A 16,206-nucleotide genomic window follows, 5' to 3' on the forward strand; every position below is an offset into this window, starting at 1 on the left:
GACCGTCTCCAGTTATTGGGCAGCTGGCGCATTCAAGCCAGCACAGATAAAAGGCATTAACATTCGAACCACCAATGCGGGATCTCGGGCATTGACGAGTGAGCTTTCGGTAAATAAACGTAAAACATTATTACCAGCGAATGCATTAAACATAGCACTGGATAAAAAATGAAAACGCCATTGCACTTCTAATTCAGATAAATGTGGTAAAGCCCGCCCTAATGCTGCTAAATACCGCCGGGTTAATTCACCATATCGTTGTGGCATTGTTGCTTTTAATTCCGGGTGAGGCTCGACAAAAGTACGAGCCACCAGGCGTACAAATAATAAACCGCCGTATTGTGGATTTCTTCCCATTTCTAAAGAGGCCATTACAAATGCTTCTGCAATTTGATCTGCAGTTGGAATTGCAATGTTTTGCTCTAATTCTTCGAGTTTACCCAATAACAACCGGGCAAATGGCTCGGCCCGGCGTTCAAATACCGCACGAAATAAACCGTCTTTAGAGTGGTAATAGTAATTAACCGCGGCAATATTGACCCGGGCCGATTGTGTAATCATGCGCATGGACGTGGCATCAAAGCCATGCTCAACAAAAAGAGGCTCGGCTGCATCTAAAATGCGGTTTGCTGTATCTTGTGCCTTGACCGATTCGACCACGTTACAACTCCTGCTGGGTGTAGTTGATTTAGGACAATTTCAAACGACCGTTTGAAATTATAAGAAGTTGAGGTCTATGTCAAGCCAAGACACAAAAATAATGGAAAACCCCTAGCGTTTCGATCTATCAATACAACACATTACTTTCTTTTAACTTTCTAAAATATCACCATCAACGTAATACCAAGAGTTATCTTCAAAAACAAAACAACTCTTTTCATGTAATTTCCAAGCTTTTCCAGCAATTTTATAACGCGCAATAAACTCTACTTCAGCGTGTAAAAGATCGGACTGAGTGTTTTTAACTTTCAAGCCCAGCCAGCGCACCGGCTCTTCATCGGCAAGGCTTACAGGCCTGGTAGAGGTATGCCATGTTTTCATCAGGTAATCGTACAAATTCAGCACAAACGCGCTATAGCGTGAGCGCATTAATTGCTCAGCAGTCTCTGCAGCAAGCCCCTGATGAAAAGGCCCGCAACACTTGGCATAAACCCGCCCGCTATCACAGGGGCAATTCACATCTTTCACCTTCACAACTCCCGTCCAAAATACTCATACGAAAAAATATTGGCGCATCATACTAGGGTCTGTTGACGTTTCAAGCTAAAGTCATGCAATGACGGATGCAAACCCGCAGAATTCAGGTTCCTACACCATTTCCCCTACAGGTTTGCGATGCCCCGATTAATGCTCAGTAACGAGCTTTGGTCGAAGCTAGAAAAGATTCTGCTTCAACACACCATTTACAACAAGCCTGATTTACGAATTACCGTCGAAGGAATGTTTTACCGCATGCGCGTTGGCTGCCCGTGGCGGGATTTACCCAGCGCCTTTGGTGAATGGAATTCAGTCTATAAACGCTTTAATGCTTGGTCTGTAGCTGGGAAATGGCTCAATATTTTCAAAGCCTTACTGATCGACCCCGATTTTGAATGGGTATTCATTGATGGTAGCTATGCCAAGGCGCATCAACACAGCGCCGGGGCGGCCAGCGATCAATCTGAAGCGATTGGCAAAAGCCGTGCAGGGAACACCAGCAAAATTCATTTGGCGGTAGATGCTTATGGTTTGCCGATTGCCTTCGAAATTACCGGAGGCGAGATTAATGATTGTACTGCCGCCCCAGAGCTGATTGCCCAACTGCCTTCAGCCGAAGTGATCATCGCAGATAAGGGGTACGATAGTGAGTACCTTCGAGGACTGATTTCTGCGCAGGGTGCGCGATCAGTGATTCCCAGAAAACGTAATTCAATCAAAGGGAATGTGGATCTAGATCGTGGGCTGTATTGCTATCGACATTTGGTCGAGAATGCTTTTGCGCGATTGAAGCATTACCGCGCAGTGGCATTCCGATATGACAAGTTGAAGCGAAATTATGAAAGTGTCATAGCCATGGCGTGCGCATTTTTATGGCTACCGATGTGAAACGTCAACAGACCCTAGGCAATAAGCTCTATCTTCAAATGTTGCCGTAATAATACATAGCCCCGCAGACTGTACTCTGGCGTAACATAGACTCCTTTTTTACGCAGAGAGCCCTTCTATGTATCTGACATCCAAACCCCAGGCAGCCTTGTTTGATATGGACGGACTGATGCTGGACAGCGAAAGCATCGGTGTTGAATGCTGGGCCATCGCGGCAGCTTCACTGGACATAGACATGCCCCGGGCTTTGATCATCGGCATGATCGGCATGCACTCTGGAAAAACAGATATTTATCTGCAGGAACACCTAGGCAGCCATGCCCCCATTGCAGAACTGCGCGCTGCCTGCCATACCCTTTATATGGAGCGTACCCAAGAACCCATTGCGCATCGCCCTGGCCTCACGGAGATCCTGGACTGGCTGGAAGCTCAGCACATTCCCAAAGCGGTCTGTACTTCTACCCGCCGCAGTATTGCCGAACATCATTTACGGGCAGCAGGTATCTGGTCCCGTTTCGAATTTGCCATTTGTGGTGATGAAGTCACCCACCCCAAACCAGCTCCCGAAATCTATCAAAAAGCAGCGGCAGCCTTTCATCTGCCACCGGAAGCTTGCATCGTGCTGGAAGATTCTGATTTTGGCGTACAGGCAGCTCATCAGGCAGGATGCAAAATTATTATGATTCCGGATCTGCGCCCGCCATCACTCCATTCTCTGGCCCTCAACATCCCGATCCTGGGTTCGCTATCAGAGGCCAGAGATTTACTCATACTGACGGTTTAATCCACCATACTTAAAAAAAAACCCAAAAAAAAGCCTGATTCATTCAGGCCATTTCTTTTTGCAAACTCAAAATAAAAAAATAGAATCCTTAATGACCGCTCAAAATCGGTTGCCCAAAATACAATCCATCTTAAGGGAAGAATGCATGAATCAGGTTGACCTCTTTCTAGCATCCGGTTTTGAAGAAATAGAACTTGTCACGGTAGCAGATATTTTACGCCGGGCTGATATTCGCACTCGCCTTGTTTCCATTGATAGTAAACTGGCTGTTACAGGAGCACACCACATCACGATTAAGGCCGACATTGATCTGCCCACAGCCGACAGTAGCCACACGCAGATGCTGGTACTTCCCGGTGGCGGAGCAGGCACACAGGCTATGATCGCGTGCACAGCATTACACCAGCGTTTACAGCAACACCTTGCCGCAGGTAAACCTGTTGCCGCCATCTGTGCAGCACCGATGATTCTGGCAAAAGCAAACCTGCTGCATGGAATTAATGCAGTTTGCTATCCGGGCTGTGAAGAAGCTTTGATCAAGGCCGGTGCAAACATACAATCTGATGATGTGGTGGTGGACGGCCTGATTACTACCTCCCGCGGCCCTGCCACAGCGGCAGCATTCGCTTTTGAACTGGTTCGCCAGCTAAAAGGAGAAGCTATCTCACAAAAACTTATCAAAGAAATGCTCTTTGCCTGAATACCTGCCTGCCCATAAAAAAACCCGCATAAAAAAATGCAGGCTTTTGGAAGTAAATACACGAATTCAAACTAATTCATAAACCGTTTTACCACGCAATTTAAACAGCTCTGCCGCATGATAAAGATTCTCCGAATGGCCCACTATTAATAGAGCGGAAGACTTCATCTGTGGCGCAAAACGCTCGAGAATTTTAAGCTGTGTTGGCTTATCAAAATAAATCATCACATTGCGGCAAAAAACCACATCAAACGGGCCACGGATCGTCCATGTAGTGTCCACCAGATTAAGTCGTTTAAAACTAATCATGTCGCGCAGCTCTTGCTTAGCCTGATAGCGCCCGTCGGACAGCTTATCAAAGAAACGCTTTACCCTTTGCGGCCCCATACGCTCGACCTCTTCCCCGGCATAAATACCGGTACGCCCTGTCTCCAGCACATTGGTATCTAGATCGGTTGCAGTCACCTTAACCGGTGGGCGCATGCTATCAAAGGCTTCGCAAGCCGTCATCGCAATACTGTAAGGCTCCTCACCCGTACTGGAAGCGGATGACCAAACATTTAATGTCCCGGCACTACGATGGGCCAATAAATGTTCCGACAAAATAGGAAAATGGTGCGCCTCGCGAAAAAATGAAGTGAGATTGGTCGTTAATGAATTGGTAAACAATTCAAATTCTTTGCTATTGCCCCGTTCTAAAAATTGCAAATAATCATTAAATGATTGCAAACCCAAAGCGCGCAAACGCTTGGCTAAGCGGCCATAAACCATATCTTGCTTGGCAGGAGAGAGTGCAATACCCGCGTAGTTGTAAATCAACTTACGCACCTTTTCAAAGTCTTGCTCGGTAAATTGAAATTCGCGAGAAGGCGTTGGCAGCATAGTAGTCCTTTAATCAATTTCTCAGAAACTAAACGGGATGTGCAAAAAAATAAAGTTTTGTCTGTCTGTGTTATAGCCCCAAATCAGACCAAATAGCATCTACACGCGCTGTTACTGCATCATCCATCTTAATGGTTCTGCCCCATTCACGGTTGGTTTCGCCCGGCCATTTATTGGTAGCATCCAGCCCCATCTTGCCACCCAGCCCACTGATCGGTGAAGCAAAATCCAGATAATCAATCGGTGTGCTCTCTACCAAGGTGGTATCTCTTACCGGGTCCATACGGGTAGTAATCGCCCAGATAACTTCTTTCCAATCACGAATATTAATGTCGTCATCAACCACCACAATAAATTTGGTGTACATAAACTGACGCAAAAACGACCATACACCAAACATCACCCGCTTGGCATGGCCCGGATAGGATTTTTTGATAGAAACAATTGCCATCCGGTAGCTGCAGCCCTCTGGCGGCAAATAAAAATCGCTAATTTCGCTAAATTGCTTTTGTAAAATAGGTACAAAAACTTCATTTAACGCCACACCAAGCACGGCGGGCTCATCTGGTGGCTTGCCGGTATAGGTGCTGTGGTAGATCGGATCTTTACGCGTGGTAACACGCTCCAGCGTAAATACCGGGAACCAGTCTTTTTCGTTGTAATAGCCAGTGTGGTCACCATATGGGCCTTCCAGGGCATAAAGATAGCCGCCCACTTCTTTAAGCGAAATCCCCGCTTCACTTACACCGGTAAAGCCCGCCTCAGCTGGCTGAATATGCCCTTCAAGGACAATCTCGGCGCGGGCAGGTACTTGTAAATCAGAGCCCAGGCATTTCACCAGCTCGGTTTTAGAACCACGCAATAAGCCTGCAAACTGATATTCGGATAAAGTATCTGGAACAGGCGTCACCGCCCCCAGAATGGTGGCAGGGTCACACCCAAGAACGACAGCAATCGGGAAAGGCTGTCCGGGCTTTTGCAGCGCGTGCTCTCTAAAATCCAAAGCGCCGCCACGATGCGCCAGCCAGCGCATAATCACCTGATTGCGGCTAATTACCTGCTGGCGGTAAATACCTAAATTTTGACGTTTTTTATTAGGTCCGCGCGTCACTACCAAACCCCAGGTAATCAGCGGTGCAGCGTCCTCCGGCCAGCAGTGCTGAATCGGAATACGAGCCAAATCAACCGCATCTCCCTCCCAAATCACTTCCTGGCAAGGACCACTTTTAACTTCTTTGGGCGCCATATTCAGGATTTGCTTGAGCAGCGGCAATTTATCCCAGGCATCCCGCAAGCCTTTGGGCGGCTCCGGCTCTTTTAAATAGGCCAGCGTCTTGCCAATCTCACGCAATGCGCTGATTTCTGCTGCACCCATGCCATTAGCAACCCTTGTTGGCGTGCCAAACAAATTAGCCAGCACCGGCATGCTATGGCCCGGTACATTTTCAAACAAAATTGCAGGCCCTTCGCTACGCAAAGTACGATCACAAATTTCGGTCATTTCAAGATAGGGCGAGACAGGTACACTCACCCGCTTTAACTCACCCCGCGTTTCCAGCTGCTCAATAAAATCACGTAAATCACGATATTGCATAGATAGGACTCAGGCAAAATGACGATTACTCGGACAAACTCATGCAGGCACGGTAAACGCCACCTGCAACAACCGATACCGCATGATCAAATGCATCACCACGCTCCAGGCACACAAAACCCGAATAGTTATCCTGCCCCATGTCGGCCATCTTTGCAGCACCCTCCCACGGATTCCAGACAATTGCACAATGCGTATCGCTGCTCACTTTAATTTGTCCCGCACCATGCTTGATAATTTGCTCGGCAGGCACATTCAAATAAACACGATCAGTAAGTGCCTGCACCTGCAGATCACCTACTTGCAATTGACGGGGCTTTCCTTCCAGCGAGCTATTTATATAAGTGCAGCCATCCAGACCACTAATTGCGACCTCTTTGACATCAGGCACCGCAAAATAAGTGTGGAAAGCATGAGAAAATGGCGCGGCTGCACCACTTAAATTTTCAACGCTCAGATCCAGGCTCAACTCACGGCCTACCGTCAGCGCTAAGCGAAAAACAAAACCATGAGGCCATAATGCCTGTGTTGCGGCTGAGTCATGCAACTCAAGTACAACCTTGATATCACCATTACTCAGCATCTCTACCTCGCTCACATCCCAGTTGGAGCTGCGGGCAAAGCCATGAGCTGGTAGACCTTCCTCTGGGCGGCGGCCAAACCAAGGCATACAAAGGGGAATCCCTCCACGAATCGCCTTACCCGCAGCAAAAACAGCCTTGGGTGACAGCCACAATAACTCACGCCCGCCCTTTGGCACAAAAGACAGCAAATGCGCGCCTTGCAAAGCCAGTGTGGCACTCCCTGATTCCCCCTGAATTTGCAATAAAGGCAAACCAGGTCCTGTTCCGCCATAAAGATCAACAGATGAGCACAGGCTAATCTCAGGGATGGTTGCCAGCAAAGTGGCAAGGCTTGCTTGCATAGATAAACTCCTTCAACTTGTCATTCTTAAAGATAGCTTCAAGTTGGACGCCGTGGCACCCAGACCAAGGCATCTCCATCAATTACTTTTTCGTCTTTTACCCAACATTCGGTCAGTAAGCGAACACGCTGCTTATCCGATAGCACCTCGCTCACCGTCACCCGGGCCGTAACGGTATGACCAATTCTAACGGGTTTTAAAAACTTTAGATTCTGGCTCATATAAATGGCCCCTGCTCCCGGTAATTTTGTACCGACAACAGTAGAGATCAGACTGGCACTCAACATGCCATGTGCAATCCGCCCGCCAAATTTTGTCGTTGAGGCGAATTCCTCATCGATATGCATAGGATTATTGTCACCTGAGACACCGGCAAATAAAACGATATCCGCTTCGGTCAACGTTTTACGATATTCAGCAATTTGACCCGGCTGTAAGTCTTCAATGAAATAGCTCATTGATTGCGCTCCATTGACATGTTAAATAAATTTAATTTTCAGGCTCCGCTTTTAATTAAAAAAGCGGATACAAATAGATTAGTCAAAAAGGAGCAAACACGAGTAGCGTAAGCACGGATAATGCAAACCACTAAAAACGTTGCAATTTCATGAAAAGGAATATCACGAACAAACAAACCCGTTAAGAGCCTGTATTTTTAACCATACCCAGACCACCATGACGAGAAGATGGCGGAGCAATAGGAATGCGATTTAAATCCAGCCAAGGCGACAACCACTTGAAAGTGCGCCGATATGCATCAGAGCTTGCTTCAGGATTAAATGCAACAGAAACACTTGATGTACCCATCGTTAGACGCGTGATTTCACCCGATTTTAAAGCCGCATTATCAAAATCATGCAAAGTATCAGGATAGGTAATCAATCGAAAAGTTGGTTGATCCGCCCGTGCAACCAGAGCACGGCACGGTTCAGCCGGCGTCCAGTCATCATCCTCACCAACAAGCAACAGAAGAGGCGCGGTAACCTGATATTTATCTTTAAGTAGGTAAGAGCTGCAAGAAGGGAAAAAACCGACGCCAACCCTTACCGAGGGCTGTTTTTGCCCCAGCAAAGCCAGCACCGAAGTTGCACCATGTGACCAGCCTATCACCCCCAGCCGGTCACCATCAATTTCTTTACGTGTTTTCAACCACTCCAGTGCATGTCGGGCATCTTCTGCACGCATTCTAGGGCTTAGCGTGCGTTTACTTAGAGGCACACTGCATATTTCCTGTAGATCACGCGCGCCAAAACTATCCAGCATCAGCACTGCATAACCTTTTTCCTGCAAGAGACTTGCCATGCGATCAGGGCGGGGATTAATTCCATCACTGTGTAAACCATTGCACCCGTGTAACAGCAGCACGGCTGCAGCAGGCCCTGCTTCAGGAAAAGGAGGGGCAAAGTATTTTGCAGATAAAACGATCTCTGCTCCGGGAATCAGGACACGCTCAGCCCTGGCAGGCAGAGCAATCACACAGAGCAGGTAAAACCAGTAAATAATTCGCATCGCATCTGATAAATTAAACGTGGAACAAAACGATAAGTCTTGTTTTTCCTGTTGTCCTCACAGGCAAGTACAAAACCCCCAGCAACACAAATTAAACACATCTGAGTGCATCAAGCAGACTCTTGAATCTATGCCATTTTCGATAACAACAATAAAAGGGTCCAGATTTTCCACTTGGCAATATTACAACAAACTTTCCAAACTCAAAATATAAATAATGTCTCCCGCATACTCCATCAAGCCGGAGAAGGCACGCACTCTAACATACAGCACAGAGTCTTACTAAACTAGCTTACGAACTCTCACAATACTCCTCTATGGCCTCGTTTTAATTTCACACCAAGCAGCAGTCTCATTAAGCTACAAAAGGCATACTGCCACGCCCTCTGCCTTGGCCTGGCCCACGCCTCCGAATCACCAGCAGCAGCAGCAGCAGCAGCAGCAGCAGCACAAGCTTAAGCTGGACGCGCTATGCCTCCCAACTTAAACATAATTGAAAGTACCCCAAAGTTAAGCTAGCTCATACTATTTTATAGCTCTTGTCCGTGCCAATAATTGCCAGCAGGCAAAACCGCTTTAGGAGAAAAGGTGGGAATAGTGCCTGCCGGGGCCTGGCAGCAGTAGTAACACATGATTTCGGATCAAGGGCATAACGAATGGGCATCAGCGCAACCCGCTGCTTTATGCTAATTGTTGAGCACTTTAAACACACCAGCTGGATCGACGAGCAGAGTACCCGATAAAGCGATGACGAGTCATCAGGTCCCGGATCAGCTGGCACAGCCCACATACTCTGACTGCTGCCAGGCGGCTTATCACTGATCACGGCCTGCGATGCTATAACTCCCGACATTGCATACCATATCGCCCTACCAAAGCTCACGAAGAAGTATATAAGGGAGCCGCTGTCTGCAAGCCCCCTGCCACGTCAGCGCTGTGGTAGTACCAAACGACGCTGAAACTCTGCCGAACGGCTGACGAGCTGCGACTCGGCAACGGTTAGCAACTGTAAACGTGGAAAAGGATAGTATGAAAAAACATCATTCACACTTGCGAGGATATCCATACTCTCCTGCTCAATGCTTCCATCCATATTGAATACGGTCATCATGGCAATATCTCCTCGGGCTAAAACAGAAATCTAGCGTCTCTGCTTATTCTTAATATCGGCATAGCAGTAAGAAAATTCAATCGCTGAAATAAAAAATGGCAAGGCACAGCTCCTTGCCATTTTTCATTACCAGATCAAAGCTTATTCAGCTGCAATTGCCTTTAGCTTATAGTCTACTTTAATTTGTGACTTTAATGCCTGTAAGTAACTACCCACCTCAACCTGGCCATACATTTGCGCCATATTGTCACCCAACTGGCGGCGCATCACATCATCCATCGCAGGTGCCGGAACTGACTTTAACACCTTAAACAAAGCAAAACCCTGGCCTTTGATTTCTGCACCGGCATAAGCTGGAAATTTATCCGCTGCAGTACGGAAAATCTCTTTTACCTGCTCTTCAGCTACAGCAGATTGCCCCATCCGGGCCATTGACTGAGCTGCAGCCCAAGGTAGAGTATCCGCTCCACCTTTTTTCAGCTCGGCCAATTTTTTGCTCCCCTCCTCAACTGCTAACTTCAGTGCTTTTTCTTGCTTAAGCTTGGCGATAATTCCTTCACGAACCACTTCAAGCTTTTGTGCTTGTGCTGGTTTAGATTCAATAACACGGGCGGATACCAGTGTGCCCGAGGCAACTTCGATCGCTTCAGAGTTGTGTTTCTTTTTCAACACATCATCACTAAAGACCGCTTCACGAAGCTTTTCATTATTTAGCAACTCTTCCTTAGCCCCGACGCGAGTAAGCCAGTCACTTTGCTGAACAGACAGCTTAAAGGCTTCTGCCGCAGGCTTCAGGCTATCTGCCTGCTGATAAATCAGCTCATTGAATTTTTCTGCCTGAGACTGAAATGCCAGGCTTACTTTTTCAAGCTTTAATTTCTGTTCAACTGCTGGCTGAACATCTGCAAACGTTTTACTACGAACATCATCGACACGAATAATATGCAAACCAAAATCACTGGTCACAACACCACTGATTTCACCTTTTTTCAATTTAAAGGCCGCTTCATCAAACGGCTTCACCATTGCCCCGCGAGCAAAAAATCCCAGATCCCCCCCATTAGCAGCCGAACCTGGATCTTGTGATTCTTTTTTAGCGATTTCAGCAAAGCGTGCAGGATTTGCTTTTAGCTCAAGTAAAATAGCCTCAGCTTTAAGCTGCGCAGCTTTCCTTGCCTCGGGCTTTGCGTCCTTAGCCAGAGTAATCAAAATATGACTGGCCTTACGCTCTTCACCTGCCAACTCGGCTTGATGAGCCTCAAAATACTTTTTAACGTCAGCAGAATTTACCGAAATACTCTTGGCTAGTTCTTGCTGCGAAAAAACCACATATTCTAAACGGGCCATTTCGGGCAGTTTAAATTCGGAAGCATGGGCATCATAATATTTTTTAATTTCAGCATCAGACACTGTTACCTGCGACAAAAATGCAGCAGGTAAGATTTGCAGCATGGCCACATCACGCTTCTCTCCTAACAAAGCCGCCATATGCTGAGTAACTGCAGCCGATTGAATACCACTAGAGAAACCTGCCAGCAAATAGCTACTCGCAATATCGTCACGTACACGTTTTTGAAAATCAAGCGGTGCCATTTGCTGAGCAGCAAGTAGATCTTTATAGCGCTGCGCACTGAATTTACCGTTTTCCTGGAAATCAGGAATAGCCGCAATGGCGTTACGAACCTGATCATCAGACACATTAAGATGCAGTAGACCCGCTTGCTCCAGCAACAGCTGCTTCCTAACCAGCTGTTCGAGCACCATAGGCCTCATCTCATCGGGCACAGCCCGATTACCAATAGCTTGAGCAAGCTCATGAGGGGTAATTTTAATTTTACCCACTTTGGCCAAATAAGATTCACCATCTTCCATGGCGCTGTAGCCAGTTAAGCCGACACCAACAACAAGACCTAACGATACGAGGCCAAGCACCACCTGAACGGCGATTTTGTTCTTTTCAACAAAGGAAAACATGAGACAGGCAACTCCGCGAGTGATTCGCGGCATATAATGCCAGATTGACGCCTGTCTGTCTTCCTCAGGCAGGCAAAAGCCAAACATTTCTGCTTAGCTTTTTGTTGTGATCATTTAGTGGCAAAAAGGATGACCGCGATCAAAATGGCTCAATACATGCCAACAAAATCCATCCAGCAGCACAACATCAGTATTTTTAAGGCATTTCACAGTTTATTCCCGCCCGATCTGACTCAGACCAACACAAAATGACATACTGCCTATCATACAGTGCCTTTACTAAATGCCTGTAACGGCATTTCTCCCTGATGTGATACCTATTTCGTGCGGCCTGCATCAGCTTTACAATCAGCCCGGCTTACTATCGCTATATTGGCAAACTGAATACCAAAATCACTAGTGCACTAGCTCAACCAACTGAAACCTATCACAAATTATTTTGGCTTTTTATGTATATATGCAACAAAAAAAATGTCACCAACAAATACAGCAATTAACTCACAAACACCTAACAAAATAATAAAAATTTAAATCAGAGACAATTAGCTATTAAATTAATTCATTTTTATCTGAAAAGTATGCAATACACAGCTTAAGTCAATTACCAAATGGCACAGCAAGCAAAAATCAATCAAACATGACAACAACCATGTCACTCACATATCAAACAACCGAGAAAAACAACAATAGATCAAATTGACATATATTAATTTTTATAATCATACATGCATACTATAAATAGCTAACTTATGGTATTTTTAAAAAGATGGATAAAATACAACATAGTGTGGCTTTAAACTTACGGCAACATATGCCTAAAATAAAATCGTGCGGCATCAGTCCAAGGTAACAATTGGTATTGCATATCCGGCCTTTACTTTTAAATGAACTAAAAAAGAGGGCCAACCCGCTGTGGTGAAAGGTGGTACATCCTGATAACGCCCACAACATCCAGCAGGGCAAGACCACAGCCAAAAGTTAATAATCAAGCTAATAGAGCTCGGTATATCTGTTACTAAAACTGTATTTTCTTCATCTTTATGCAATTGACTATCAAAAAATTTAACACTGATACCCACAAATAAACACGATTTAATATAAAGCTCATCAATCAATAGAAAAAGTTATTTCGCCAAGAGTTTGCAAAGAAAATATTATGAATAATAAAATTTTAGTAAGCCTGTTTTTAAGCACACCTGTGCAACAAGCATATGCAACAAAGAACCAATTCTATACGGAAATAAAGCCAGGATGGGTTTATGTTCATAACGCATGTGAATCCCATTATCGTCAGTGTAAAAATAATGAGCTTGGTATAGGGCTATTAGCAGGCTAAGCCTTGGTTAGCATTTGAAGCCGGTTATGATTATTTTGGGAAAATAAAAGCAATATATCCATCTATGGAACACCTCACCGTGATGCTCCTTATCAAGGCAAGATACAAAAAGTCTCCATGGCAATAAAATCAGCTATAGTGCTCACAAATCGCGTCAATCTATTTAGTAAGGTAGGTGGATTAGCTTGGCGGGCAGATACAAAAGGATAAAAAAGTCCTTTCAATATATAATCTATAATACAGGATTAGCACCACTACTTGCTGCTGACTTTGAATATAAACTTTCAAAAACATGGAAGACAATGCTTGAATATCAATGGATTAATAAAATTGGTAGTGATACTACGGAAGGCAGCAGTTTGAACACAATTCATGCCAGACTTAGTTATCACTGGTAAAATCAGCTGCATTTCTTACCATATAGCTAAAACATTGAGACAGCCATTTATTATCGATATTATAACAATGAGTAAACCATGAAAATAACACTAGGTTTATTGTTTACGATGATGAGCACACTCTTATTATCTGGATGTGGTGGTGAAAGCACTGGTTTGCCTTCTCAGCCAAACACCTGCGAGAGAGTAGTATCAATCCAAGTTGCTCCACAAAAACACCTGTCTCAAGGTGTCAGCATAGATCAGTTACCGATAGGGGTTGACGCTCAATATGAAGCAACGCTGATCTACTGCGATGGAACGACGCGAGTGACCACTGAAGATGTCACCTGGGCCGTATCTAATGAACATGCAGCTATCTCGGCCAGTGGTTTGGCATCTACAGTAAGCGCTGGCAGCGTAGAGATCACCGCAACTTTAGACCAGCTGATCAGCAAACGTACCCTGCAAATTTCAGGTGTCACTCTGACGAGGCTAACCGTCTCACCACCAAATACTGCTATTCCCAAGGGCATGGCCCAGCACTATAGCGCACAGGGCAACTACAGCGACGGCACTACCCTGGATGTGACTACCCTGGTTACGTGGAGCAGCAGTGAGCCCGCCGTCACAGGCATCAATGCCAGTGGTCTGGCAACAGGTTTAACCGTAGGACATACCACGGTGACGGCCACTCTGGATGGTCAAAGTGCCAGTACAAGCCTGACAGTGACCAATGCAACCCTGACAGAACTAACGATTACGCCACCAAATGCCACTATCCCCAAGGGCATGACCCAGCACTATAACGCACAGGGCAACTACAGCGATGGCACTGCCCTGGATGTAACTGCCCTGGCTACGTGGAGTAGCAGTACCCCCGTCGTCACTGCCATCAATGCCAGTGGTCTGGCAGCAGGCCTAAGCGAAGGAAATGCCACGGTGACGGCCACCCTGGATGGCCAAAACACCAGCGCAAACCTGACCGTGACAAGTGCAACTCTGGTGGGGCTAACAGTCACTCCGGCAGATACCACCATTCCCAAGGGCATACCCCAGCACTACAGCGCGCAAGGCAACTACAGCGACGGTACTACCCTGGATGTAACCACCCTGGTTGCGTGGAGCAGCAGTGCGCCCACCGTCACCAGCATCAATACCAGCGGTCTGGCGACAGCTATAAACGAAGGAAATGCCACGGTGACGGCCGCCCTGGATGGCCAAAGTATCAGCGCAAACCTAACCGTAACGAGTGCAATCCTGACAGGGCTGACAATCACACCGCTAAATGCCACCATTCCCAAAGGCACAACCCAGGGCTATAAGGTACAAGGCAGCTACAGCGATGGTGCAGCGCTGGATGTAACCCCCTAGTTGCGTGGAGCAGCAATGAGCCCGCCAGCATTAATGCCAGTGGCCTGGCAACAGGGATAAGCAAAGGAAATGCCTCTGTGACCGCCACCCTGGATGGCCAAAGTGCCAGTGCAAACCTAACCGTGACAAATCAAGGCACTGCAATCACCTGGGGCAGTGTGCTCCAGGGTGGAGATAGCAATGCAGTGCAACCACTATTAACCAATGTGCGGACGATATTCAGTACATCAACTGCTTTTGCGGCATTAAAGCTAGATGGCACAGTAGTGAGCTGGGGAGCAGAATCTTCGGGCGGTAATAGCAATGCAGAGCAGCCACTGTTAACCAATGTACGGACAATCTTCAGTACGATGGATGCTTTTGCGGCATTAAAGCTAGATGGTACCGTGGTGACCTGGGGCACCGCCTCCCAAGGTGGCGACAGCAATGCAGTGCAACCACTATTAACTAATGTGCAGTCTATTTTCAGTACCTCAACTGCTTTTGCGGCATTAAAACAAGATGGCACCGTGGTGACCTGGGGCACCGCTTCCCAAGGCGGTGATAGTAGTGCGGTACAGCCACTATTGGTTAATGTGCAGTCTATCTTCAGTACCTCTACTGCTTTTGCGGCACTAAAACAAGATGGCACCGTAGTGACCTGGGGCACAGCCTCCCAGGGCGGCGATAGCAGTGCAGTGCAGCCTCTGCTAACCAATGTACGAACAATCTTCAGCAATATGCAGACGGTTTTCAGCGCATCAACTTCTTTTGCGGCATTAAAGCAAGATGGCACCGTGGTGACTTGGGGCACCGCTTCCCAAGGCGGCGATAGTAGTGCAGTACAACCACTACTGACCAATGTGCAGACTATTAGCAGTAACTCCTGGGCCTTTGCAGCACTGAAGCAAGACGGCACCGTGGTGACCTGGGGCACTGCACTGCAAGGTGGCAATAGCAGTGCCGTACAAACTCAATTGACCAATGTGCGGGCTATTTTCAACAATCGCTATACTTTTGCGGCGCTAAAGTCCGATGGTACCGTAGTTACATGGGGAAGAGCCCCAAGTGGAGATCCTGCTGGTGGTAATAGTAGTGCAGTACAAGCACAGTTAACCAGTGTGCAGACTATTTCCAGCAGCAACCTCGCCTTTGCAGCACTGAAGCAGGACGGCACAGTGGTGACCTGGGGCACTGCATCCCAAGGCGGCGATACCACTGCGGTGCAGGCACGGCTGACTAATGTGCGGGCAATCTTCAGTACATCCGCTGCTTTTGCAGCATTAAAACAAGATGGCACAGTAGTTACCTGGGGTTCTGTATCCCTAGGCGGTGATGGCAGTGCAGTGCAGGCACAGCTGACTAATGTGCAAACCATTTTTAGTGGCAACGGCGCCTTTGCGGCACTGATTGGTCCTTGATATTGCTCTACCACCCAAATCAATGAGGCTTTAATGAAATCAATTGAAAATACGGCAATCCAATCTCAATCATTTATTTTAAATCAATACGATAAATAAAGGATTTATGGGTAAATCGGAGGCATTTAGCTACAACGCGGTAAATAGCTGTGGTG

16 protein-coding genes are annotated in these 16,206 nt (G+C 46.7%); 7 read left to right on the forward strand and 9 right to left on the reverse strand.

The genetic code is table 11. The features are described 5' to 3' along the window. Positions 1–12: 12 nt before the first annotated feature. The gene (locus EJO50_RS08595; RefSeq protein WP_125973339.1) at positions 13–660 is read right to left on the reverse strand and encodes a TetR/AcrR family transcriptional regulator; all 648 of its coding nucleotides are present in this window, start codon (positions 658–660) and stop codon (positions 13–15) included. Positions 661–810: 150 nt separating this feature from the next. Continuing rightward, positions 811–1,179: a YchJ family protein gene (locus EJO50_RS08600; protein ID WP_125973341.1), complete on the reverse strand. Its 369-nt coding sequence runs from the start codon at positions 1,177–1,179 to the stop codon at positions 811–813. Between the two features lie 156 nt (positions 1,180–1,335). Here EJO50_RS08600 and EJO50_RS08605 point away from each other — a divergent pair, with 156 nt between their 5' ends. The 3 genes from EJO50_RS08605 to EJO50_RS08615 all read left to right on the forward strand — a co-directional run bounded on the left by EJO50_RS08605 (position 1,336) and on the right by EJO50_RS08615 (position 3,569). Then, a complete protein-coding gene (locus EJO50_RS08605) occupies positions 1,336–2,085 on the forward strand; it encodes an IS5 family transposase (RefSeq protein ID WP_125971449.1) in 750 nt (249 codons plus the stop codon). A gap of 118 nt (positions 2,086–2,203) precedes the next feature. Further along, complete coding sequence (locus EJO50_RS08610) at positions 2,204–2,869, forward strand: HAD family hydrolase (protein ID WP_125973343.1); 666 nt, start codon at positions 2,204–2,206, stop codon at positions 2,867–2,869. 145 nt (positions 2,870–3,014) lie between these two features. Then, positions 3,015–3,569, forward strand: a complete 555-nt coding sequence (locus tag EJO50_RS08615; protein ID WP_125973345.1) for a DJ-1 family glyoxalase III — start codon at positions 3,015–3,017, stop codon at positions 3,567–3,569. 66 nt (positions 3,570–3,635) lie between these two features. Here the strand turns inward: EJO50_RS08615 and EJO50_RS08620 are convergent, their stop codons facing one another. From EJO50_RS08620 to EJO50_RS08650, 7 genes are all read right to left on the reverse strand, one after another. Further along, positions 3,636–4,451 (reverse strand): CheR family methyltransferase, encoded by an 816-nt coding sequence (locus EJO50_RS08620; protein ID WP_125973347.1) that lies wholly within the window; start codon positions 4,449–4,451, stop codon positions 3,636–3,638. Positions 4,452–4,521: 70 nt separating this feature from the next. Next, complete coding sequence (gene ubiD / locus EJO50_RS08625; protein ID WP_125973349.1) at positions 4,522–6,045, reverse strand: 4-hydroxy-3-polyprenylbenzoate decarboxylase; 1,524 nt, start codon at positions 6,043–6,045, stop codon at positions 4,522–4,524. Between the two features lie 25 nt (positions 6,046–6,070). Further along, positions 6,071–6,970 (reverse strand): D-hexose-6-phosphate mutarotase, encoded by a 900-nt coding sequence (locus tag EJO50_RS08630; protein ID WP_125973351.1) that lies wholly within the window; start codon positions 6,968–6,970, stop codon positions 6,071–6,073. Positions 6,971–7,008: 38 nt separating this feature from the next. Continuing rightward, a complete protein-coding gene (locus tag EJO50_RS08635; protein WP_125973353.1) occupies positions 7,009–7,428 on the reverse strand; it encodes a MaoC family dehydratase in 420 nt (139 codons plus the stop codon). Between the two features lie 181 nt (positions 7,429–7,609). Next, a complete protein-coding gene (locus EJO50_RS08640; protein WP_125973355.1) occupies positions 7,610–8,479 on the reverse strand; it encodes a dienelactone hydrolase family protein in 870 nt (289 codons plus the stop codon). A gap of 928 nt (positions 8,480–9,407) precedes the next feature. Beyond that, complete coding sequence (locus EJO50_RS08645) at positions 9,408–9,590, reverse strand: hypothetical protein (RefSeq protein ID WP_125973357.1); 183 nt, start codon at positions 9,588–9,590, stop codon at positions 9,408–9,410. Between the two features lie 141 nt (positions 9,591–9,731). Continuing rightward, positions 9,732–11,564 (reverse strand): SurA N-terminal domain-containing protein, encoded by a 1,833-nt coding sequence (locus tag EJO50_RS08650; RefSeq protein WP_164521462.1) that lies wholly within the window; start codon positions 11,562–11,564, stop codon positions 9,732–9,734. A 1,156-nt stretch (positions 11,565–12,720) separates the two neighbouring features. Here EJO50_RS08650 and EJO50_RS08655 point away from each other — a divergent pair. The 4 genes from EJO50_RS08655 (at position 12,721) to EJO50_RS08670 (ending at position 16,051) form a co-directional block, all read left to right on the forward strand. Further along, positions 12,721–12,900, forward strand: a complete 180-nt coding sequence (locus EJO50_RS08655) for a hypothetical protein (RefSeq protein ID WP_125973361.1) — start codon at positions 12,721–12,723, stop codon at positions 12,898–12,900. Positions 12,901–13,085: 185 nt separating this feature from the next. Beyond that, positions 13,086–13,298 carry a hypothetical protein gene (locus EJO50_RS17735; protein WP_164521463.1) on the forward strand — a complete coding sequence of 71 codons (213 nt, stop codon included), beginning with the start codon at positions 13,086–13,088 and terminating at the stop codon, positions 13,296–13,298. Positions 13,299–13,376: 78 nt separating this feature from the next. Continuing rightward, positions 13,377–14,651 carry an Ig-like domain-containing protein gene (locus EJO50_RS08665; protein ID WP_125973363.1) on the forward strand — a complete coding sequence of 425 codons (1,275 nt, stop codon included), beginning with the start codon at positions 13,377–13,379 and terminating at the stop codon, positions 14,649–14,651. 77 nt (positions 14,652–14,728) lie between these two features. After that, complete coding sequence (locus tag EJO50_RS08670; RefSeq protein WP_125973365.1) at positions 14,729–16,051, forward strand: RCC1 domain-containing protein; 1,323 nt, start codon at positions 14,729–14,731, stop codon at positions 16,049–16,051. The last annotated feature ends 155 nt before the right edge of the window (positions 16,052–16,206 follow it).

The sequence above is a fragment of the Iodobacter ciconiae genome, from assembly GCF_003952345.1.
Classification (GTDB): Bacteria; Pseudomonadota; Gammaproteobacteria; order Burkholderiales; family Chitinibacteraceae; genus Iodobacter; species Iodobacter ciconiae.

What these genes read in the sequence shown, in the direction of transcription:
- EJO50_RS08665 (WP_125973363.1), top strand. Translation starts at nt 13,377, where the DNA reads ATGAAAATAACACTAGGTTTATTGTTTACGATGATGAGCACACTCTTA.
- ubiD (WP_125973349.1), bottom strand. Translation starts at nt 6,045, where the DNA reads ATGCAATATCGTGATTTACGTGATTTTATTGAGCAGCTGGAAACGCGG.
- EJO50_RS08655 (WP_125973361.1), top strand. Translation starts at nt 12,721, where the DNA reads ATGAATAATAAAATTTTAGTAAGCCTGTTTTTAAGCACACCTGTGCAA.
- EJO50_RS08610 (WP_125973343.1), top strand. Translation starts at nt 2,204, where the DNA reads ATGTATCTGACATCCAAACCCCAGGCAGCCTTGTTTGATATGGACGGA.
- EJO50_RS08615 (WP_125973345.1), top strand. Translation starts at nt 3,015, where the DNA reads ATGAATCAGGTTGACCTCTTTCTAGCATCCGGTTTTGAAGAAATAGAA.
- EJO50_RS08645 (WP_125973357.1), bottom strand. Translation starts at nt 9,590, where the DNA reads ATGATGACCGTATTCAATATGGATGGAAGCATTGAGCAGGAGAGTATG.
- EJO50_RS08640 (WP_125973355.1), bottom strand. Translation starts at nt 8,479, where the DNA reads ATGCGAATTATTTACTGGTTTTACCTGCTCTGTGTGATTGCTCTGCCT.
- EJO50_RS08630 (WP_125973351.1), bottom strand. Translation starts at nt 6,970, where the DNA reads ATGCAAGCAAGCCTTGCCACTTTGCTGGCAACCATCCCTGAGATTAGC.
- EJO50_RS08620 (WP_125973347.1), bottom strand. Translation starts at nt 4,451, where the DNA reads ATGCTGCCAACGCCTTCTCGCGAATTTCAATTTACCGAGCAAGACTTT.
- EJO50_RS08605 (WP_125971449.1), top strand. Translation starts at nt 1,336, where the DNA reads ATGCCCCGATTAATGCTCAGTAACGAGCTTTGGTCGAAGCTAGAAAAG.
- EJO50_RS08635 (WP_125973353.1), bottom strand. Translation starts at nt 7,428, where the DNA reads ATGAGCTATTTCATTGAAGACTTACAGCCGGGTCAAATTGCTGAATAT.
- EJO50_RS08650 (WP_164521462.1), bottom strand. Translation starts at nt 11,564, where the DNA reads ATGTTTTCCTTTGTTGAAAAGAACAAAATCGCCGTTCAGGTGGTGCTT.